An 18,668-nucleotide genomic window follows, 5' to 3' on the forward strand; every position below is an offset into this window, starting at 1 on the left:
CCATGCGAATAGGTGTCCTTGGTGCCGGCCAGTTAGGACAGATGCTGGCCTTGTCCGGTTACCCGCTCGGTAATCGTTTTGCTTTTTTTGATACGACAGGCAGTCCCAGTGCAGATATAGGTACCACGCTGAGCGACACCTCGGGCGTGAAGTTGGATGAGTTTTTAGCGCAGGTGGATCTGGTAACCTACGAGTTTGAGCATTTGCCCTTGGCGCTAGTGCAGCAAGTGGCGCAGGAAAAAGCGCTGTATCCCGGCGTTGAAGCGCTACGTGTGTGTCAAAATCGTGAGGCGGAGAAGACGCTGTTCGATCAGTTGTCTATCCCTGTTGCTGATTATCGCCTGGTCAGTTCTGCTGATGAATTGGCTCAAGCCTGCACTGAGCTGATGCGGGCCGGAGCTCCAGCGGTAGTAGCCAAGTCCATCACAGAAGGCTATGACGGCAAAGGCCAGGCGGTGTTGCGTGACCCGGAGCAAGCAGAAGAAGCTTGGGCGCAGATAGGTCATGCGCGTCTGATCGTTGAGGCTTTTGTATCCTTTGTTCGCGAAGTATCGATCATTGCTGTACGTGATCAGCAAGGTGAGGTGGTCTTTTATCCACTGGCTGAAAACAACCATGTCGATGGCATACTGCGCTATTCGCTGGCGCCGTTACCTGATCTGAGTGATGCCGTGCAGCAGCAGGCTGAAAGCTATATTCACAAACTGTTAGATGCACTGGAATACGTTGGTGTCCTGACTCTTGAGTTATTTCAGCAGGCAGATGGAACGCTGTTGGCAAATGAAATGGCTCCGCGTGTACATAATTCGGGGCATTGGACACAAGACGGCGCGATTTCCAGTCAGTTTGAAAATCACTTGAGAGCAATTCAGGGGCTGCCACTGGGTTCAACCCAGGCGATAGCTCCTACCTGCATGATCAATATCATTGGTTGTATGGGTGATGTTGCTGCTATCCTGGCAGTGGAAGGCTCGCACTTACACCTCTATGGTAAGTCCGAGCGTGCGGGGCGTAAGCTGGGCCATATTAATTTAGTTGCGGCTGACATAGACACTCTGCTGCAAAGGGTTAATCAGGTTGCAGCATTATTGCCTGATGCACCGCCGCCTGCATTTAGCTTTGTTGCTGACTGATAGTAGTTTCTGACTATGAATGCCTGGCAGTTACAACAGACAGTGCGTGTTATGCAATCCGGAGGGGTGATCGCTTACCCTACTGAAGCTGTTTGGGGGTTGGGTTGCGATCCCTATGATCGATCTGCGGTGATGCGGTTACTAAAACTCAAGCGGCGCCCTGTACATAAGGGGTTGATTCTGGTGGCGGCCTCTCAGGCACAGATTGCGCCTTTGTTGGGCGGGCTTACCGCTGAACAGTTAGGCTGGCTGGATCAGACCTGGCCTGGCCCTAATACTTGGTTGCTCCCTGATCCTACTGGCTTGGTCCCAGATTGGATAAAGGGTCAGCACAGCCAGGTAGCCATACGTGTCAGTGCGCATCCTTTAGTTAAATCCTTATGTGAGGCTTGGGGTGGACCGATTGTTTCGACCTCAGCCAACCCATCTAATGCATATCCAGCAAGATCAAGACTGAAAGTGATGGCTTACTTCGGCTGTGGGCTAGATAAAATAATCGATGGAAAGCTTGGGGGGCAGAAAAGTCCTAGTACAATACGCTCTATAGCCGATTCATCTGTAATAAGGTTGTAGTGATTACTCACTTCACAATATCCAGGAGCCTTAATGAAACAACCAGATACTGAGCAGGTTAAAACCTATCTTCTTGCGTTGCAGGATCGTATCTGTGAAGCCTTGTCGGCCTTAGATGGCAAGGCGTTTGTTGAAGATAGCTGGCAACGTGAGGCTGGCGGGGGTGGTCGTAGTCGGGTGCTGGCTAAGGGTAACCTGATCGAAAAAGGTGGGGTGAATTTTTCGCATGTATTTGGCACAGGACTCCCCGCTTCCGCAACGGCGCACCGACCCGAATTAGCTGGGCGTAACTTCCAGGCGATGGGTGTGTCGTTGGTGATACACCCGCACAACCCGCATATTCCAACCTCGCATGCCAATGTACGCTTCTTTATTGCCGAAAAGCCCGGAGAGCCGCCAGTCTGGTGGTTTGGCGGCGGTTTTGATTTAACCCCCTATTATGGTTTTGAGGAAGATTGTATACACTGGCATCGGGTGGCCAAAGCGGCTTGTGATCCCTTTGGTGAAACTGTCTACCCATGTTACAAGCGCTGGTGCGATGAGTATTTTTATCTGAAACACCGTGACGAGCCGCGGGGTATTGGTGGCCTGTTCTTTGATGATTTGAATACACCGGACTTTGAAAGCAGCTTTGCGTTGATGCGTTCCATTGGCGATGCCTATATTGAAGCTTACCGACCGATTGTGGAGCGACGTCGTGATCTGCCTTGGACAGAAGAGCAACGCGATTTTCAATTGCACCGTCGTGGGCGTTATGTTGAGTTTAACCTGGTCTATGACCGCGGTACGCTGTTCGGGCTGCAATCGGGTGGGCGCACTGAGTCAATTCTGATGTCCCTACCCCCGGAAGTTCGCTGGAGCTACGATTGGTCACCTGATCCTGGCTCTGATGAGGCGCGCCTCTATGAAGAGTTTTTACGTCCACGCGATTGGCTAGGAGGCCATGATGATTGATCAATATGCTGTATTTGGTAACCCAGTAGCGCATAGCCAGTCACCCTTTATTCATGCCTGCTTTGCGCGTCAGCAACAGCAATCGATGCACTATGTAGCCACTCAGATTGATCCTGAATCCTTTGCTCAACAAGTCGATGCTTTTTTACAGGGTCAGGGTAAAGGGCTCAACATTACTGTGCCGTTTAAAGAGCTCGCCTGGCAACTGGCTGAGGTTAAAACGCCACGTGCTGCCCTGGCGGGTGCGGTAAATACGCTTTGGCGTGATGAGCAGGGGCGCATCTGTGGTGACAATACCGATGGTTTGGGGCTGATTAATGATCTGACTCAGAATCTCGGCTGCTCACTGAAGGGAGCTTCTGTTTTGTTATTGGGTGCTGGTGGTGCGGTTCGTGGCGTTATTCAGCCCTTATTGGAAGCGGGTTGTTCCGAGCTTATTATTGCCAATCGCACCCCGGAAAAAGCGCAGCAGCTGGTGCAACACTTTGCAGAAACGGCTGGCGCGGCCGTGACGCTTCACGCCTGTGGTTATAGTGAAATACCCGCTAAAGCCTATGATGTGATTATTAATGGAACCTCTGCAAGTTTACAGGGAGATCTGCCTCCTTTGCCTGAAGCGATAGTAGGTGCTCACTCTCTCTGTTATGACATGATGTACAGTGCTACGCAGACCCCTTTTTGTCATTGGGCATCCAGGCAAGGTGCAGCACGTGCTGTAGATGGTCTGGGCATGTTGGTTGAGCAGGCAGCAGAAGCTTTTTTCCGTTGGCGTGAGCGACGCCCCGATACAGCACCGGTTATTGCTATGTTGCGCCAGAGTCTGGCTCAGCAATAAATCACCGGACTAAATACAGGTTACGACAAATGTTGCAACTCGGGTCTAATAAACGTTATAACCCGATTATCACTCTCCCGTCTTTGGATACGCTTTATGACAGATTCCACCTTACTGAGCACTGATCAGCTGTATAAAATCTGTGACCCAAAAGACCTGCCTTTTCTGACAACAGACTCTATTGAGCCTTTTAACGGCTTTTTTGGTCAGGAACGTGCAATTGAGGCGATGGACTTCGGTATCAGCATGCAGCGCCATGGTTACAACCTGTTTGTTATGGGTAACCCGCATACTGGTCGCTTTTCTTTTGCCATGGAAAATCTGAAAACCTATGCCAAAAAGGAGCATAAGCCGTCTGATTGGTGTTATCTGAACAATCTTTCAGACTCGCGCTATCCGGTTGTATTGCAGCTTCCGGCTGGCAAAGCAATGCAACTGAAAAAAGATATTGAGACGTTATTCGAAACCTTGCAAACAGAACTACCTGCAGCATTTGAAAGCCCGGGTTATCAACGTATTAAAAGCCGCATCGAGCGAGATTTTACTCGTCGGTATGATCAGGCTGTGGATCAGGTGGAACGTAAGGCGCGTGATATGAATATCGCTGTCTATCGTGATGCCGGCACGATCGGCTTTACCCCCTTGGCTGAGGGTCAGGCCATGGATGAAGCTGCTTTTTCGCAGTTGCCTGAAGAAGAACGCGAAGTTATTCAGAAAAATATCTCTGATCTCGAAGATCAACTCAATGAAGGGCTGACGGAACTACCCAAGTGGCGCCGTGAAGCAGCAGCAGAGTTACGTCAATTAGACAGCGACACGGCGCGCAAATCGATTCTGCCGTTGTTTGCTCAGCTGCGTGACCGCTATGTACATCATGCCAGTATCATTAAATATCTGGGTTATTTCGAAAAAGACCTAATCAAGAATGTAGCGGAAATTGTCAGTGATGAACGTGGCATAGAAGTTAAAACTGACCAGATGCGCCAGCAGTTTTTGGAAGAGAATTACGGCATAAACCTGCTGGTGGACAATCATAAGACCAAGGGTGCACCGGTGGTTTATGAAGCCCACCCCAGCTATGAAAATCTGTTTGGTCGAGTCGAATATAACAGTGAAATGGGGGCCTTGGTCACCAACTATACACTGATCCGTCCGGGAGCTCTGCATAGGGCTAATGGTGGGTATCTGCTGCTGGAGGCCGAAAAGCTGCTGGAGCAGCCATTTGTCTACAGTGCACTGAAGCGTGCCCTTAAATCTCACGAGATACGTATTGAAAATCCGGTCAGTGAATATACTGGCGTAAGCACAATTACACTGAATCCCCAGCCTATCCCCTTGAAAGTTAAAGTGGTGTTGATCGGTGGTCGTGACATTTATTACCTGTTACAAGAGCTGGATCATGATTTTGAAAAAATGTTCCGTGTGGTGGTGGATTTTGATGAAGACGTAAAACGTTCACCTGCAAGTGTGCGTAACTACGCCCGGCTGATGAAAACCCTGGCTATGGAGGAAGGCTTAGCTCCGCTGAAGCGAGAAGCCGTGGCACGCCTGACAGAACACAGCTCACGTATGGCTGAAGATCAGGAGATGCTATCAGCCCATATTGGCGAATTGGTTGACCTGCTGTGTGAGGCAGATTTTCGCCGTCGCCAGCGAGGTGATGAGTTGATCAGTACGGCACATGTGGAAATGGCCTTGCAGGGTAAAGAGCGCCGTACAGGCCGTTTGTCAGAAAAAATTCTCGAAAGTATTCTTAACCGTACCGTATTGATTGATACCGATGGTAGCACCGTTGGTTGTGCTAATGGCCTGAGTGTACTGCAAGTCGGTGATGTGTCTTTTGGTACCCCTGCCCGTATTACCGCAACAGTGAACCCTGGTAACAAGGGTATAGTGGATATAGAACGTGAAGTGACTCTGGGCCAGCCGATCCACTCTAAAGGCGTGTTGATCTTGTCTGGCTATCTGGGTCACCAATATGCGCATGATTTCCCCATGACCCTGTCCGCCAGTATTGCCATGGAGCAGTCTTACGGCTACATCGATGGTGACAGTGCGTCATTGGCTGAAATATGCACTTTGATTTCAGCGCTGACAAGAATTCCGATCTTTCAGCACTTTGCCACTACAGGCTCGATTAACCAGTATGGAGAAGTACAGGCCATTGGTGGAGTTAATGAAAAAATCGAAGGTTTCTTCCAGCTCTGTAAAATGCGAGGGTTGACGGGGAGTCAGGGCGTCATTATTCCGCGTGCAAATGTGCGCAACCTAATGCTGAAAAAGGATGTGGTTGAAGCTGTCAAAGCGGGCGACTTTGCTATACATGCTGTCAGTCATGTTGATCAGTGTCTGGGGCTGCTGATGGGGCGCAAGGCCGGCTACCTGAAAGCCGACGGTCATTTCACTCAGCGCAGCATTAACGCCTTAGTGGTTAAACGTCTGCGAGAAATCGCCAAGGCCAAACCTTAAATTCTGGTGGTATGATAAATGACTGTGATTAAAGGGTTTTTGATCCTGTTATTGTTTCTGTTGTTAGGTGATGTGATCGTTACCAGTCTGCAACTGCCGGTGTCACCTGGTGTTATCGGCATGTTGTTGGTCATGCTATGGCTACTGATGCGTGGACGTATGCAGAATGATCTGGCCGCAGTCAGCCAACCACTGATCGCACTTTTGGCCATGCTGATTATGCCAGGTGTAGTGGGGGTGTTTTTTGTTGTTGGTGATTATGCTCAGTACTGGCTTGCAGGGCTCCTGGCGCTGGTTGTAGGCACGATGCTGAGCGTCCTCACAACGCTGTGGTTAATGGCGCGATTGATGCCCGGTTCGACAAAGCCGGAGGGTGATAATGCCTGAGCTGATGTCGGGTTTGGTCATGTTGCGGGATCATCTGACTGCGACACCTATTGCCGCCATTGCCATAACCTTGACGGCCTTTTTTTCCGGAAACTGGCTGTTTCAGAAAATGGGGCGGCCAACCTGGTGTCCCGGTATATTGCTGGCGGCATTGTTTGTGGTGGCGATGCTGGTAGTGCTGCGGATCGACTATCGCACTTATCAAACTGGTGCTGGCTGGCTGGTGCTGTTGTTGGGACCCGCTACGGTTGCTCTTGGCGTGCCGTTGTTTCAACAAATCCACCATATCCGTGAGTTATGGAAGCCGATACTCTTTACCCTGCCACCGGCCGCTATCCTGGCAGCCCTCTATGCGTTGCTACTAGGTTGGCTGGCGGGAGCTTCTCCAGAGGTGCTGGCTTCTTTAGCGCCTAAGTCGGTAACTGCACCGATTGCCATGGGCATTACTGAGCAACTGGGTGGCTCCATTCCTATACTGATGGGCGCCTTGCTGATCACCGGCGTGATGGCTACCCTATGGGTGAATCTGCTCAGCAATTGGTTAAAGATTGAAGATCATCGAGTGATAGGGTTTGCTCTGGGTATCAACGGCCATGCAATCGGCACAGTGCGAGCATTCGAGATCAGCCCCACCGCTGGCGCCTTTGCGTCACTCGGTATGGGGCTGACCGGGTTATTCACCGCTCTGTTCCTGCCATTGGTTTGGGTGCTGATTGGGTTGTAAGCACTTACTCGCTCCAGGACTCTTGCATATGCGTGTCTTTTAACTTTCGGTAGTTATCTGCACTGTAGCTGAAAAAGTGGCGTTCCTTGTCAGTTAGTGGGCGGACTTGTTTTGCGGGTCGGCCCACGTAGAGGTAACCGCTTTGCAGGGTTTTTCCTGGGGGTACCAAGCTACCCGCACCAATTACCACCTCGTCTTCAACCATGGCGCCATCCATTATCAGGCTACCCATGCCGATAAGTACCCGATTACCAATACGACAACCATGCAGTGTCACCTGATGGCCTACCGTCACTTCATCGCCAATGATCAGTGGGAAACCATCTGGATTAAAGGGACCTGCATGAGTGATATGTAATACCGAACCATCCTGAATACTGCTACAGCGCCCAATGCGTATATGATTCATATCACCACGTATCACCGTCAGTGGCCAGACTGAAGAATCATCTCCGATTTCCACGTCGCCCAGTACTACGGCGCTCGGATCGACAAAAACCGCCTTGCCTAATTGTGGCCGTTTGCCCTGATACTCACGTATATGCATGGATAAAACTCCGGATCAGTTGAAAAGTGACGTACACTTCCCCATTGTATAACAGATCAGCGACAACGTTTCAGTCAGGCGCTTAGTGTCTGCCGAGAATAACCTTGAAGAGGCCCCAATATGCACAACCCTTTACTCAAGCCCACTCAGCTTCCCCCATTCAGCAGTATTGAGGTGGCGCATATTGAACCGGCTATCGATGCAGTTCTGGCGCAAAACCGTGCAGAGGTAGCAGCTCTGACAGCCGAACAGCAGGCGCATGATTGGCAGTCACTGATGGGTAGGTTGGAAGAAGGCTCTGATCGACTCTCCTATGCCTGGTCCACGGCTTCTCACCTGAACGGTGTGATGAACTCTGATGAGCTGCGTGAAGTCTACAACCGTTGCTTGCCTAAATTGTCGGCCTACTGGACTGAAATGGGTCAGCATAAAGGTTTGTTCCAGGCGTATGAGCGCTTTGCCGCCAGTGAACAATATACTGACCTGAACCCAGCACAGAAAAAAGTGATCGATAATGCTCTGCGGGATTTCCGTTTATCCGGCATAGCCTTGCCGCCAGCGCAGCAGCAGCGTTATGCCGAAATTCAGCAACGTTTATCTGAACTGAACAATAAATTTTCTGAAAATGTGTTAGATGCGACCCAGGGTTGGTATTTTCACACAGATGATGTGTCTGATTTGCAAGGCCTGCCGGACGATGCCATTGAAGCCGCCGCCAGTGCCGCACATAGCCGTGATCTGCAAGGCTGGGTCATTAGCCTGGACTTTCCCTCCTACTATGCAGTGATAACCTATGCTGATAAGGCATCACTGCGTGAAGAGTTCTACCGCGTCTACTCCACCCGTGCCTCTGATCAAGGCCCAAACGCTGGTCGCTGGGATAACTCGGTGGTGATGCAGGAGATATTGGCCTTACGACACGAATTGGCTCAATTACTTGGTTATGACAGCTATGCTAATTATTCACTGGCCACAAAAATGGCTGAAACACCCGACCAGGTGATTGGTTTTCTGGAAGATCTTGCCACTAAAAGCCGTCATGTCGCTGAACAGGATCTGGCAGAGCTGACTGCCTTTGCCGCCGAACAAAATGGCGTGGAAAGCCTCAATCCCTGGGATCTGGCTTATTATGCCGAAAAGCTCAAGCAGTCACGCTATCAGCTTTCTCAGCAGATGTTACGCCCCTATTTCCCCTTACCTAAAGTACTGGATGGTTTGTTTGCGATTGCAGGGCGTTTGTTTGGTATTCATATAGAAGAGCAGGATAACGCCGATACCTGGCATCCAGACGTGCGTTTCTTGCGTTTATCCCGCGATGGCAACACGCTCGCCTATTGTTACCTGGACCCCTTTGCCCGCAGTAATAAGCGCGGTGGCGCCTGGATGGCGGATTGCCGTGATCGTCGGCGTTGTGCTGATGGTCAGGTTCAACTGCCAGTGGCCTATCTGGTATGTAACTTTAATCCACCTGTTGCGGGGAAGCCGGCGCTGTTGACGCATGATGAAGTGACCACCCTGTTTCATGAATTCGGGCATGGGCTACATCATATGCTCACGCAGATCGATTATGCCGAGGTCAGTGGTATTAATGGTGTCGCCTGGGATGCTGTCGAACTGCCAAGCCAGTTTTTGGAAAACTGGTGCTGGGAGCCGGAAGGGCTGGCGCTTATGTCCGGACACTATGAAACCGGCGAGCCTTTGCCAAATGATCTGTTGGACAAAATGCTGGCGGCAAAGCATTTTCAAGCCGGTATGATGATGGTGCGTCAGTTGGAATTTTCCCTGTTCGACTTCCGTTTGCATCATGAGTATCAGCCGGGTGAAACGGTTATCCAAGCCGTATTGGATAAAGTGCGTGAGCAGGTCGCTGTGCTGACGCCCCCACCTGAAAATCGTTTTCAGCATAGCTTCAGTCACATCTTTGCCGGTGGCTATGCCGCTGGTTATTACAGCTACAAATGGGCGGAAGTGCTGTCAGCTGACGCCTTTTCCCGCTTTGAAGAAGAGGGTATTTTCAGTGAGACGGCGGGACAGGATTTTCGTACCCATATATTGGAGAAAGGTGGTTCGGATGAACCCATGAATCTGTTTGTTGCATTTCGTGGCCGTGAACCCAGTGTCGAGGCATTACTGAGACACAATGGCATAACACCCAAAGCATGAGGTTTGTATGTCTGTAACTAAACGCTTTATCGCCGGAGCCGTTTGCCCCCGGTGTGGCAAGATGGATGCAGTGCGTATGCATCGGGATGAGGAACGAGAGTACCGCGAGTGTATCGCCTGCGGTTTCAGTGATTCCTTGCGTCTGGATGGACGCCCAGAGCCACAAGAGATCAATACACGGGTACACAAGGATAAACCGGAAGACCGGCTCAGCGCCAAAGCCAAGGCTGCTGAGCCGGTTAAGGCCGAGCCGATCAGGTTATTCATCAATCCAGATAAAAGTGATTGAGCGTCGCTACGCCAGCCCCCAGCGGTTATGACGGGTCAGTTGCACATAGACCCACCCCCCGCTGAGGCCTCTGGCCAGGAACAGACCACTCATAGCCATCCATAGACCATGGTTGGCTAGGGGCTGGCTTAGCCACCAGAGCGGTAGAAAGACCACTAGCACCGAAAACAGCATGGTATCCTGCATCGCTTTAACCTGAGTGGTACCGATAAAAACACCATCAAGCAGATAGCTCCAGACGCCAATCAACGGCATAACGATCAACCAGGGTAAGTACAGGCTCGCCTGCTCTCTTACACTGTCGATACTGGTGAGCAAGGAAATGACAAAATCACCGGCCAGCCAGAAAAACAGTGTCATCCCCAAAGCCGATATCATTGACCAGAGGGCCGCTGCGGTGATGAGTTGATAAAAATCTTTCGCTTTACGTCGCCCCAGTGCCCGGCCTGCCAGGGCTTCTGTCGCATGGGCAAAGCCGTCCAATGCATTGGATATAAGTACCAGGAAATTCAGAAGCACCGCATTAGCGGCAACAATGTCCGTACCCATACGCGCTCCCTGAGCAGTAAAAAAGGCAAAACAGAACAGTAAAGACAGGGTGCGGACGAACAGGTAACGATTCACGTGAAACAATGCGGCATAATCACGCCAACGCAGTAATTGACGGGCAATGAACTGACCGCCAGTGTTAAGCAGCAGTCCGCGGCAAAACCATAAGCCGAGCCCGAGACTGGCGTACTCTGCCAGCACCGTGCCCAGTGCAACACCGTCAGCGCGCATCCCCAGAGCAAATACAAACACCAGGTTAAGGATAATATTCAGCAGATTGGTCAGGGTCAGCAGCAGTAACGGAATGCGGGTGTTCTGATTGCCGACAAACCAGCCCAGCAGCACAAAATTGCATAACACCGCCGGTGCACCCCAAGCGCGGATATGCGCATAACGGCGAGCTTCGGTCACGACGGCTTCTGTTGCGCCGGATATAGTCAGCGCCAGTTCAGTCATTGGACTACGCAACAGAAATATCGCAATCCCTAATACAAAGGCGATGAGCAAGGACTGGGCAAGGTAGTTACGGATGGCATCGCCATCTTCACGGCCAAAGGCCTGGGCTACCAGTCCTGTGGTGCCCATGCGTAAAAAGCCAAAACTCCAGTATACTACTGAAAACAGCATTCCGCCTATAGCGATGGCGGCCAGATAGCGGGGCTCTGGCAAATGTCCCATCACCGCCGTATCCACCAGTCCCAACAAGGGTACGCTGATATTGGATAACATCATCGGCCAGGCGAGCTGCCAGACGCGACGGTGTGTGGTGTTATCGGGCCAATAACGGAAGTTCATCAGTGGCTGGCTTGTCTTAATGGCAGGGTGTAGAGAAACAGAAAGATCACCAGGGCTGTCACAACGACCGAGGGACCTGCGGGGGTGTCAAACACCCAGGAAGCCCAGATGCCGCCGGTTACTGCGACCATACCCAGCAGTGAGGCGATGAAGGCCATCTGTTCGGGAGTGCTGGATAAACGACGCGCTGCCGCTGCCGGGATGATCAGTAACGAGGTGATCAGCAAAATACCAACCAGTTTCATGGCCACCGCGATAACCAGGGCAATCATCAACATTAGTGCCAGACGCGTGGCTGTGACATTCACCCCTTCTACACGTGCCATCTCTTCGTTGATGGTAATCGCCAGGAGTGGATGCCACAGGCGCCAGAGTGTGAGCAATACCAGCAGCCCCCCGCCATAAACCCACAACAGATCAGTGGGTGCAATTGCCAACAGATCACCAAATAAATACTGCATTAGGTCAATACGGATATGGTCCAGTAAAGACACCGCAACCAACCCAATGGATAGAGTGCTGTGTGCCATGATGCCCAGTAGCGTGTCTGTGGCAACCATGTGCTGTTTTTGCATCGCCACCAGTATAACGGCCAGCAATACACAGCACACCATGACGGCCAGATTGAGATTAATGCTGAATAGAAAGCCCATGGCAACACCCATCAGTGCCGAATGTGCCAGGGTGTCGCCAAAGTAAGCCATGCGCCGCCATACCACAAAGGCGCCCAAAGGGCCGGTGATGGCTGCAACCCCCAGGCCACCAGCCAGGGCAATCAGAATAAACTCAGGCATCGGTTGACTCCGGTGGTTGACGCGTGTCGGATTTAAGTAGTTCGGGTTCTGCATCCAGTCGGTCATGGCGATGGTCATGATGATGGTTGTACAGGGCAAAAGCCTGTGCCTGGCTTCGCCCAAAGAGCTCGATAAAGGTCGGGTCGTTGCTCACCCGCTCCGGATGACCTGAGCAGCAGATATGGCGGTTAAGGCAAACCACATGGTCCGTTGCAGACATAACCAGGTGCAGGTCGTGTGAGATCATCAGGATGCCACACTTGCGTTGTTCCCGGATGGCACTGATTAACTGGTAGAGTTCTGTTTGACCATTGACATCGACACCCTGCACCGGCTCATCCAGGACCAGTAGACGCGGATTACGCAGTAGTGCCCTGGCCAGCATGACCCGTTGGGTTTCCCCACCGGACAGATCATGAAAGGAGTGTTGTAACAGGTGTCGTGCGCCGACTTGGTCCAGGGTCGTCTCCAGAGTGGTTGAATCAGGTTTGAGGCCGATATTTAGAAAACGCTTCACTGTGAGAGGCATGGTTCGGTCGATGTGCAGCTTTTGTGGCATATACCCGACTCTCAGCCCCGGTGAGCGCCATAGGCTGCCCTGGCTGGGTGAGATTAATCCAAGCACGACACGTACCAGTGTCGTCTTGCCTGCCCCGTTAGGGCCAATGAGGGTGGTAATGCAGTCATCGTGCAGTGTCAGAGATACATGGCTGAGCACATCCTCTCGGGCAAAGCGTACAGAGATGTCTTCTAAGCGTACAAGATCGCGATCATGACTAGACATGCGATTGTGGGTTTCCTTGTTGGCATTCTGGACAGATACCCAATACTTCAATAGTTTCACGGGTAATGGAAAAGCCCAGGCTTTGTGATTGTTGCTTGAGCGCTGCCTGGAGTGGTGCTGCATCCACTTCACAAGCCTGATGGCAGCGCTCGCAGATGAAGAAGCATCCGGAATGTTGTTTTCCAGGATGAGAACAACCCATATAAGCATTGAGTGAAGCCAGTCGATGCACCAGGCCCTGTTCTTGCAAAAATTCCAATGCCCGGTAAACAGTGGGGGGCGCTGAGTTAAAACCAGCGTCAGCCAGTGCGGGTAGCAGATCATAAGCGCCCAGGGGTTTATGGTTTTGCCAGATTAACCGCAGCACCAGTTCTCTGACTGGCGTCAGGCGCAGTTGTTGCTCACGGCAAAGTGCTTTAGCGGATGACATGGCTTCATCAATACAGTGCTGATGGTCATTAGCACAGACAAAGGTTGTATTCTTATCAGGCATGACAGATGCGTTCCGAGGTTATTTGTTATATTATAACCTAAACAGTTAATAAACAGGATCAGAATCTATCATGCCAAAATTAAATACGTTAGTCCGTAGTTTGCCGCTTGCTGCGGCACTCTTTTTTTCCACACAAGTGAGCGCTCAGCAAGTTGTCAGTACCCTTAAACCCCTGCACCTGATAGCCAAGGCCGTCACTGACGGGGTGCTTGAGCCTGTTCAGTTACTGCCAGACAATGCTTCGCCACATACCTTCTCGTTGCGGCCATCTGATATGCAGGTGTTAACGGATGCTGAACTCGTTTTCTGGGTGGGACCAGAGATGGAACAGTTCATGGTCAGACCTCTGGAGCGCACAAGTGCCAAAGTTGTAGCGTTATACACTGATCATAATAGTGACCACGACGACCACGACGACCACGACGACCACGACGACCACGACGACCACGACGACCACGACGACCACGACGACCACGACGATCACGACGATCACGACGATCACGACGATCACGACGATCACGATGAGCATGGTGATGAACATGACGGGCACAACCACGATACACATATCTGGTTAGATCCTCATAATGCCGCCGAAATTGCCGTGCAAATGACAGATGCGCTAGTCAGTGTCATGCCAGAGCACGAAGCCGCCTTGCATGCTAATTTGAATGAATTCAAATTATCTCTTGAACAACTGGATGTTGAGCTAAAAACTCTGTTAGAACCGGTTCAGGATAAAGGCTTTTTCGTTTTTCATGATGCCTACGGACATTTTGTTGGCCACTATGGTTTGAATCAGTTGGGCTACTTTACGGTGGATCCTGCCCGGCAGCCGGGAGCCCGTCACTTGGCTGAAATACGTCAGCAGTTGCAAGATAACAATGCTAGTTGTGTTTTCAGTGAACCTCAGTTTACCAGTGCTATCGTGGAGTCAATCACCCGGGGTATTTCTGTTGGTCAGGGAGTGCTGGATCCAATGGCGCGTGATATTGCACCTTCTAAAACAGCCTATGTTGATTATTTACGTGGCTTGGCTACTGAGATGGCGGGCTGTCTGAGCAATTGATTGAGTTTTATTCACCCAGGGGGCTTCACAAGCCTCTGTGGGCTGGATATAATGCGCCCCACTTTTGACGCAGATGTGGTGGAATTGGTAGACACGCTAGCTTCAGGTGCTAGTGCCTTCACGGGCGTGGGAGTTCGAGTCTCCCCATCTGCACCATTTATAGGGTGCAGTCAGTTAAAAGTGAATTTGCAGATGTGGTGGAATTGGTAGACACGCTAGCTTCAGGTGCTAGTGCCTTCACGGGCGTGGGAGTTCGAGTCTCCCCATCTGCACCAACCTTGAAATCCTCTCTCCATATTATATTTCACTTAGTTCGATTGCTGTCTTCAGCTTTTATTCCGATTCAGGTTGGTGCTAACCCTATGGGGGCCGCCGCATCTGTGTTTGACGAGCTAATGACAGTACACGAAGCAAAAAAAGCCCGCTCAGGTGACTAAGCAGGCTGCTGCATAACTTGGGATGGATGAGATCGGTGCTTGTTGGCCGGATGAGGTGCCAGCAACTGCAGCTAAATAATCGGTGAGTGTTAAACGACCAATATGCCTAGCTGAAAGGCTAAAGGTAAAATGGCTACCAGAAACGCACCAACGATCAATAAGATGGAAGGTATCAGTCCTATGGTTTCATAGGCTTCATCAGTTGTATGGCTCATAAATTGCTCCTGAAGTGCAAGGTGTTTGCATTTACTTCTAATAGAGCAAAATGGGTGCCAGTTTAATTTCTTGCCAGCCTGTAATATTTAATCAATTGATTATTAAAGATATTAATTAGATCACTATGCTAACTGGCTACACTGACCTCGATAATAGCTAGTGAAGATAATCTGTTTGTCTGGCATTTATGACACATGTGTCAGATGCTATTGTCATTAATGGCATATTTGGTTTAATCCAGACTCTTAAAATCCTGCTGCCGCAAGGCTTCATACACCACTACAGCGACACTGTTGGACAAGTTTAGGCTGCGACTGTTGGGGTGCATAGGTAATCGCAGAATATGGTCTGATACTAAGCTTGCCAGCAGCTCGGCTGGTAAACCTCGTGTCTCTGGACCAAACAGCAGATAGTCGCCTGCCTCGAAGCTGGCTTGGGTATATCGCTGAGTGCCTTTAGTCGACAAGGCAAACAGACGTGTTGGATTAACCTGCTGCAAAAAGGTTTCGAAGTCTGGCCAGACCTGCACTTGAGCATATTCGTGGTAATCCAGACCAGCCCGGCGCAGGGATTTTTCTTCCATGGAAAATCCCAATGGTTCGATAAGGTGCAGATGACAACCTGTATTAGCCGCCAGTCGTATCACGTTGCCGGTATTGGGAGGTATTTCGGGTTGGTAAAGGACAATATTAATCATAAAAACTGCCGGGTAAAGGCTTCCAGGGTTAAGGGGTGGCTGAACAAGTAACCTTGGTAAGAGAAACAGCCAAAGCCTTCCAGCATGGCCCTTTGCTCTTCTGTTTCCACACCTTCGGCGATAACAGCCAGGTCAAGGCTGCGAGCCAGAGAGACGATGGTTTTGGCTATGTCTGCATGATGCTGGTCATGTAGCATATCACTGACAAAAGACTTGTCGATTTTTAACTGATCCAGCGGTAGACGTTTAAGATAGGACAGTGATGAGTACCCGGTACCAAAGTCGTCCAGTGAGAAGCTGATACCCTCTGCTTTTAGCAGATCCATCTTTGAGATGGTGTCATCGATATCTTCAAGCAACATGCTTTCAGTGATTTCTAGTTTCAATCTGTGTGGATTGCACTGAGTTTTTTCAATAGTGGCGAGTACTTGACTGACAAAATCAGTTTGCTGGAATTGTTTGGGGCTGATATTAACGGCCAGCTCCAGGTGACGCCATCTCGGTTCTTGTTCCCAGATCGCCAACTGCTCGCAGGCTTGCTTAAGCACCCATTGCCCAATGGGCAGGATCAGGCCGGTTTCTTCGGCTATCGGAATGAACTCCACGGGTGAGACCATCCCTCTTTCCGGGTGTTGCCAGCGTAGCAGTATTTCAGCGCCTGACACGTGTCCCTGATGACTGATCTGGGGCTGATACACCAGGAAAAAGGCCTGCTGTTGGATGCCCTGCCGTATATCCCTGGCCAGAGTGGCATGCTCGGTCACACGGATTTGCATGGCTGGATCGAAAAAACAAAAGGTGTTTCGTCCAGCGGCTTTGGCCTGGTACATCGCCAGATCAGCTTGTTTAAACAGTTCATCAATACTCTCTTCCTTGCCTCGAAACAAGGTGACGCCAATGCTCAGTGTACTGAAGTGCTCCAAATTCTCGAAGTGGTAGGGTTGGCAGAGGGAGTGTAATAATTTCTGACATAAATGATTGATCATTACCGATGCCTGGTCAATTTCATCTCCCAGTTCTTCCAGTAGAATTATAAACTCGTCGCCGCCCAGGCGTGCGACGGTATCAGCTCGGCGAACACCGGCGGATAAGCGCTCGGCAACCTGTTTCAGCAGCAGATCACCTGTGTGATGGCCTCGCGTATCATTCAGGGTTTTAAAATCATCCAGATCAAGGTAAAGAATACCGCCGACACTCTTATGGCGGTGACTGTTTTCCAGCGCGTGCTGGAGACGATCCATCAGCAGTTGTCGGTTTGGCAGCAGGGTCAACTGATCATAGAACGCCAGTTGGCGTATACGGATTTCAGCTTCTTTGCGGTCGGTAACATCCAGCAAGGTGACAACATAGTTGATAATGGAGCCGTCATAGTCGTTGATGACAGCTGAAATACTGGTCCACTGCAGGAATCCCTGGCCACCTTTGCGCTGACTCCAGACTTCATCTTGCCAGACACCATATTTTTCCAAGGCTTCGTTGATCAAATCAAAGCTGGTGTTTTCATCTTTGATTTTAATGCAACTCAGATTTTTGCCAGTGACTTCGTCTGGTGTGAAACCGGTTATGCGAGTAAATGCCTGATTGACTTTGAGAATGGTGCGATTGTGATCAGTAACCAGTATGCCCTCACCCGATTCAAATACAGTTGCAGCAATATTGAGGTCGCTGACCATAGATTGCATGGCATAGCCTACCTGGTTGTACTCTTTAATACCGGTGGTTTGAAAAAGACTCCCTCTGATTCCCCTCTGGGTAGCGTTGATAAATTCGAGTAACCGAGAGATTGCCCGGCTATGGCTTATATGTAAAAGCCACCCGGCAATGACCAGCAGAACGATAAAACCTACCGCAAACAACACAAATGAACGAGTGAAGTGTTCACTCCGGTGGGCGAATCGTTCAGAAGCAAGGGCCACAGAAACCATAAAGCGGGTTTCTTTACCAGCAATGATCAATGGCTGTCTTTGCCAGTGCGCCGCGACGCCACTTTGATCTATCGGTTTAGAAACACTGTTTTCATCCGCTTTATTCAGACGACCCGCGCTGATCAATTTTTTATTGTGACTGTCATGAATGCTGATTTCATCCAGATCAGCCATATTCAGTAGCTCTTGAATAAAATAGCGGTTCTGTCCTATCGCCAGCCCGGTGACCATATAGCCTCGCAGCTGGATGGTTGAAGGGTCGAAGATCGGTGTAGACCGGATAATAGACAAGTTATCCGAACCGACTGGTTTCCACTCAGAGGTATAGAGAATAGGTGAGTCCATTTCGGCAATAATGTTTTCTGCGCTGTAGAGTGGCATACCCGCATCGAAAATCAATTTGCCATCAGGATCGAGCAGAAAAAAAAGATCCAGATGTACGCCACGGTCTGAGTCCTGAAATAAAAGGATCATATCTTCAGTGACTGAGTCAAAGCCAGGATCGTCGGTAAGCAGTGTGGTAAAAACACGGTTGAATGAGGCTACATCCAGGTAGGCATTTAATAGCTCCAGACGATTTTCAATCAGGCTTTGTACTGTTCGGTGACGTTGCTCAAGCGTTTTGCTAATCTCAGCCTGGAGCTGAACTTCACTTGATTTTGCAGAATACAGGCTCGCTGTCAGCAGCGCCATAAGACCGAGAAAACCAAAAATCAGTGATATACGGGTAGTGAAGGTCAGTGCCCATGGTTTGACTGTCGTCATATACTACCCAAGATCTGCATAACCCTACTTTCCACTTTGTTATAGCTTATGTTTTGAGGTTTTATTATAGGCA

General features: G+C 50.3%; 18 protein-coding genes and 2 tRNA genes. 12 read left to right on the top strand and 8 right to left on the bottom strand.

Going from position 1 to position 18,668, the window contains the following annotated elements:
• Positions 1–2 precede the first annotated feature (2 nt).
• The 7 genes from F5I99_RS00080 (at position 3) to F5I99_RS00110 (ending at position 7,075) form a co-directional block, all read left to right on the top strand.
• Positions 3–1,133 carry a 5-(carboxyamino)imidazole ribonucleotide synthase gene (locus F5I99_RS00080; RefSeq protein WP_151053090.1) on the top strand — a complete coding sequence of 377 codons (1,131 nt, stop codon included), beginning with the start codon at positions 3–5 and terminating at the stop codon, positions 1,131–1,133.
• Positions 1,134–1,148: 15 nt separating this feature from the next.
• Positions 1,149–1,706, top strand: a complete 558-nt coding sequence (locus F5I99_RS00085; RefSeq protein WP_151053091.1) for an L-threonylcarbamoyladenylate synthase — start codon at positions 1,149–1,151, stop codon at positions 1,704–1,706.
• 33 nt (positions 1,707–1,739) lie between these two features.
• Positions 1,740–2,660, top strand: a complete 921-nt coding sequence (hemF, locus tag F5I99_RS00090) for an oxygen-dependent coproporphyrinogen oxidase (RefSeq protein ID WP_151053092.1) — start codon at positions 1,740–1,742, stop codon at positions 2,658–2,660.
• A complete protein-coding gene (gene aroE, locus F5I99_RS00095; RefSeq protein WP_325063002.1) occupies positions 2,650–3,495 on the top strand; it encodes a shikimate dehydrogenase in 846 nt (281 codons plus the stop codon). Before hemF ends, aroE begins: the two co-directional genes overlap by 11 nt.
• Before the next feature lie 96 nt (positions 3,496–3,591).
• Complete coding sequence (locus tag F5I99_RS00100) at positions 3,592–5,964, top strand: Lon protease family protein (protein ID WP_151053093.1); 2,373 nt, start codon at positions 3,592–3,594, stop codon at positions 5,962–5,964.
• A gap of 18 nt (positions 5,965–5,982) precedes the next feature.
• The gene (locus F5I99_RS00105; RefSeq protein ID WP_151053094.1) at positions 5,983–6,351 is read left to right on the top strand and encodes a CidA/LrgA family protein; all 369 of its coding nucleotides are present in this window, start codon (positions 5,983–5,985) and stop codon (positions 6,349–6,351) included.
• Positions 6,344–7,075 (top strand): LrgB family protein, encoded by a 732-nt coding sequence (locus F5I99_RS00110; protein ID WP_151053095.1) that lies wholly within the window; start codon positions 6,344–6,346, stop codon positions 7,073–7,075. Before F5I99_RS00105 ends, F5I99_RS00110 begins: the two co-directional genes overlap by 8 nt.
• A gap of 4 nt (positions 7,076–7,079) precedes the next feature.
• On the opposite strand, the gene F5I99_RS00115 is transcribed toward F5I99_RS00110, so the two are convergent.
• Entirely contained in the window at positions 7,080–7,622 is a 543-nt protein-coding gene (locus F5I99_RS00115; protein WP_151053096.1) for a gamma carbonic anhydrase family protein, read from the bottom strand.
• Positions 7,623–7,742: 120 nt separating this feature from the next.
• On the opposite strand from F5I99_RS00115, the gene prlC reads away from it, so the two are divergent.
• Both prlC and F5I99_RS00125 read left to right on the top strand, forming a co-directional pair.
• Positions 7,743–9,785, top strand: a complete 2,043-nt coding sequence (prlC, locus tag F5I99_RS00120; protein ID WP_151053097.1) for an oligopeptidase A — start codon at positions 7,743–7,745, stop codon at positions 9,783–9,785.
• A 7-nt stretch (positions 9,786–9,792) separates the two neighbouring features.
• The gene (locus tag F5I99_RS00125; protein WP_151053098.1) at positions 9,793–10,074 is read left to right on the top strand and encodes a YheV family putative zinc ribbon protein; all 282 of its coding nucleotides are present in this window, start codon (positions 9,793–9,795) and stop codon (positions 10,072–10,074) included.
• 6 nt (positions 10,075–10,080) lie between these two features.
• On the opposite strand, the gene F5I99_RS00130 is transcribed toward F5I99_RS00125, so the two are convergent.
• Genes F5I99_RS00130 through F5I99_RS00145 form a run of 4 tightly spaced genes read right to left on the bottom strand, consistent with a single transcriptional unit; the run spans position 10,081 to position 13,489 of the window.
• A complete protein-coding gene (locus F5I99_RS00130; protein WP_151053099.1) occupies positions 10,081–11,418 on the bottom strand; it encodes an MATE family efflux transporter in 1,338 nt (445 codons plus the stop codon).
• Positions 11,418–12,212 carry a zinc ABC transporter permease subunit ZnuB gene (gene znuB / locus F5I99_RS00135; RefSeq protein WP_151053100.1) on the bottom strand — a complete coding sequence of 265 codons (795 nt, stop codon included), beginning with the start codon at positions 12,210–12,212 and terminating at the stop codon, positions 11,418–11,420. The genes F5I99_RS00130 and znuB overlap by 1 nt, the downstream gene beginning before the upstream one ends.
• A complete protein-coding gene (gene znuC, locus F5I99_RS00140; protein WP_151053101.1) occupies positions 12,205–12,996 on the bottom strand; it encodes a zinc ABC transporter ATP-binding protein ZnuC in 792 nt (263 codons plus the stop codon). Before znuC ends, znuB begins: the two co-directional genes overlap by 8 nt.
• A complete protein-coding gene (locus tag F5I99_RS00145) occupies positions 12,989–13,489 on the bottom strand; it encodes a Fur family transcriptional regulator (protein ID WP_151053102.1) in 501 nt (166 codons plus the stop codon). The genes znuC and F5I99_RS00145 overlap by 8 nt, the downstream gene beginning before the upstream one ends.
• Positions 13,490–13,559: 70 nt before the next feature.
• Between F5I99_RS00145 and znuA the strand changes: the two genes are divergently transcribed.
• The 3 genes from znuA to F5I99_RS00160 all read left to right on the top strand — a co-directional run bounded on the left by znuA (position 13,560) and on the right by F5I99_RS00160 (position 14,830).
• Positions 13,560–14,555 carry a zinc ABC transporter substrate-binding protein ZnuA gene (znuA, locus tag F5I99_RS00150; protein WP_151053103.1) on the top strand — a complete coding sequence of 332 codons (996 nt, stop codon included), beginning with the start codon at positions 13,560–13,562 and terminating at the stop codon, positions 14,553–14,555.
• A gap of 69 nt (positions 14,556–14,624) precedes the next feature.
• Positions 14,625–14,711 (top strand) — tRNA-Leu (locus F5I99_RS00155).
• Positions 14,712–14,743: 32 nt separating this feature from the next.
• A tRNA-Leu gene (locus F5I99_RS00160) sits at positions 14,744–14,830 on the top strand.
• Between the two features lie 251 nt (positions 14,831–15,081).
• Here F5I99_RS00160 and F5I99_RS19805 read toward each other — a convergent pair.
• The 3 genes from F5I99_RS19805 to F5I99_RS00170 all read right to left on the bottom strand — a co-directional run bounded on the left by F5I99_RS19805 (position 15,082) and on the right by F5I99_RS00170 (position 18,595).
• On the bottom strand, positions 15,082–15,207 hold the full coding sequence (locus F5I99_RS19805; protein WP_267903003.1) for a hypothetical protein: 126 nt from the start codon (positions 15,205–15,207) through the stop codon (positions 15,082–15,084).
• Between the two features lie 233 nt (positions 15,208–15,440).
• Positions 15,441–15,905, bottom strand: a complete 465-nt coding sequence (gene trmL, locus F5I99_RS00165; RefSeq protein ID WP_151053104.1) for a tRNA (uridine(34)/cytosine(34)/5-carboxymethylaminomethyluridine(34)-2'-O)-methyltransferase TrmL — start codon at positions 15,903–15,905, stop codon at positions 15,441–15,443.
• Positions 15,902–18,595: an EAL domain-containing protein gene (locus tag F5I99_RS00170; RefSeq protein ID WP_151053105.1), complete on the bottom strand. Its 2,694-nt coding sequence runs from the start codon at positions 18,593–18,595 to the stop codon at positions 15,902–15,904. Before F5I99_RS00170 ends, trmL begins: the two co-directional genes overlap by 4 nt.
• Positions 18,596–18,668 lie beyond the last annotated feature (73 nt).

The sequence above is a fragment of the Nitrincola iocasae genome (genome assembly GCF_008727795.1).
Taxonomy (GTDB): Bacteria; Pseudomonadota; Gammaproteobacteria; order Pseudomonadales; family Balneatricaceae; genus Nitrincola; species Nitrincola iocasae.

Bases quoted from the DNA above. Each gene is read 5' to 3' on its own strand.
- F5I99_RS00080 (WP_151053090.1), top strand. From the start codon at position 3: ATGCGAATAGGTGTCCTTGGTGCCGGCCAGTTAGGACAGATGCTGGCC.
- F5I99_RS00085 (WP_151053091.1), top strand. From the start codon at position 1,149: ATGAATGCCTGGCAGTTACAACAGACAGTGCGTGTTATGCAATCCGGA.
- hemF (WP_151053092.1), top strand. From the start codon at position 1,740: ATGAAACAACCAGATACTGAGCAGGTTAAAACCTATCTTCTTGCGTTG.
- aroE (WP_325063002.1), top strand. From the start codon at position 2,650: ATGATGATTGATCAATATGCTGTATTTGGTAACCCAGTAGCGCATAGC.
- F5I99_RS00100 (WP_151053093.1), top strand. From the start codon at position 3,592: ATGACAGATTCCACCTTACTGAGCACTGATCAGCTGTATAAAATCTGT.
- F5I99_RS00105 (WP_151053094.1), top strand. From the start codon at position 5,983: ATGACTGTGATTAAAGGGTTTTTGATCCTGTTATTGTTTCTGTTGTTA.
- F5I99_RS00110 (WP_151053095.1), top strand. From the start codon at position 6,344: ATGCCTGAGCTGATGTCGGGTTTGGTCATGTTGCGGGATCATCTGACT.
- F5I99_RS00115 (WP_151053096.1), bottom strand. From the start codon at position 7,622: ATGCATATACGTGAGTATCAGGGCAAACGGCCACAATTAGGCAAGGCG.
- prlC (WP_151053097.1), top strand. From the start codon at position 7,743: ATGCACAACCCTTTACTCAAGCCCACTCAGCTTCCCCCATTCAGCAGT.
- F5I99_RS00125 (WP_151053098.1), top strand. From the start codon at position 9,793: ATGTCTGTAACTAAACGCTTTATCGCCGGAGCCGTTTGCCCCCGGTGT.
- F5I99_RS00130 (WP_151053099.1), bottom strand. From the start codon at position 11,418: ATGAACTTCCGTTATTGGCCCGATAACACCACACACCGTCGCGTCTGG.
- znuB (WP_151053100.1), bottom strand. From the start codon at position 12,212: ATGCCTGAGTTTATTCTGATTGCCCTGGCTGGTGGCCTGGGGGTTGCA.
- znuC (WP_151053101.1), bottom strand. From the start codon at position 12,996: ATGTCTAGTCATGATCGCGATCTTGTACGCTTAGAAGACATCTCTGTA.
- F5I99_RS00145 (WP_151053102.1), bottom strand. From the start codon at position 13,489: ATGCCTGATAAGAATACAACCTTTGTCTGTGCTAATGACCATCAGCAC.
- znuA (WP_151053103.1), top strand. From the start codon at position 13,560: ATGCCAAAATTAAATACGTTAGTCCGTAGTTTGCCGCTTGCTGCGGCA.
- F5I99_RS19805 (WP_267903003.1), bottom strand. From the start codon at position 15,207: ATGAGCCATACAACTGATGAAGCCTATGAAACCATAGGACTGATACCT.
- trmL (WP_151053104.1), bottom strand. From the start codon at position 15,905: ATGATTAATATTGTCCTTTACCAACCCGAAATACCTCCCAATACCGGC.
- F5I99_RS00170 (WP_151053105.1), bottom strand. From the start codon at position 18,595: ATGACGACAGTCAAACCATGGGCACTGACCTTCACTACCCGTATATCA.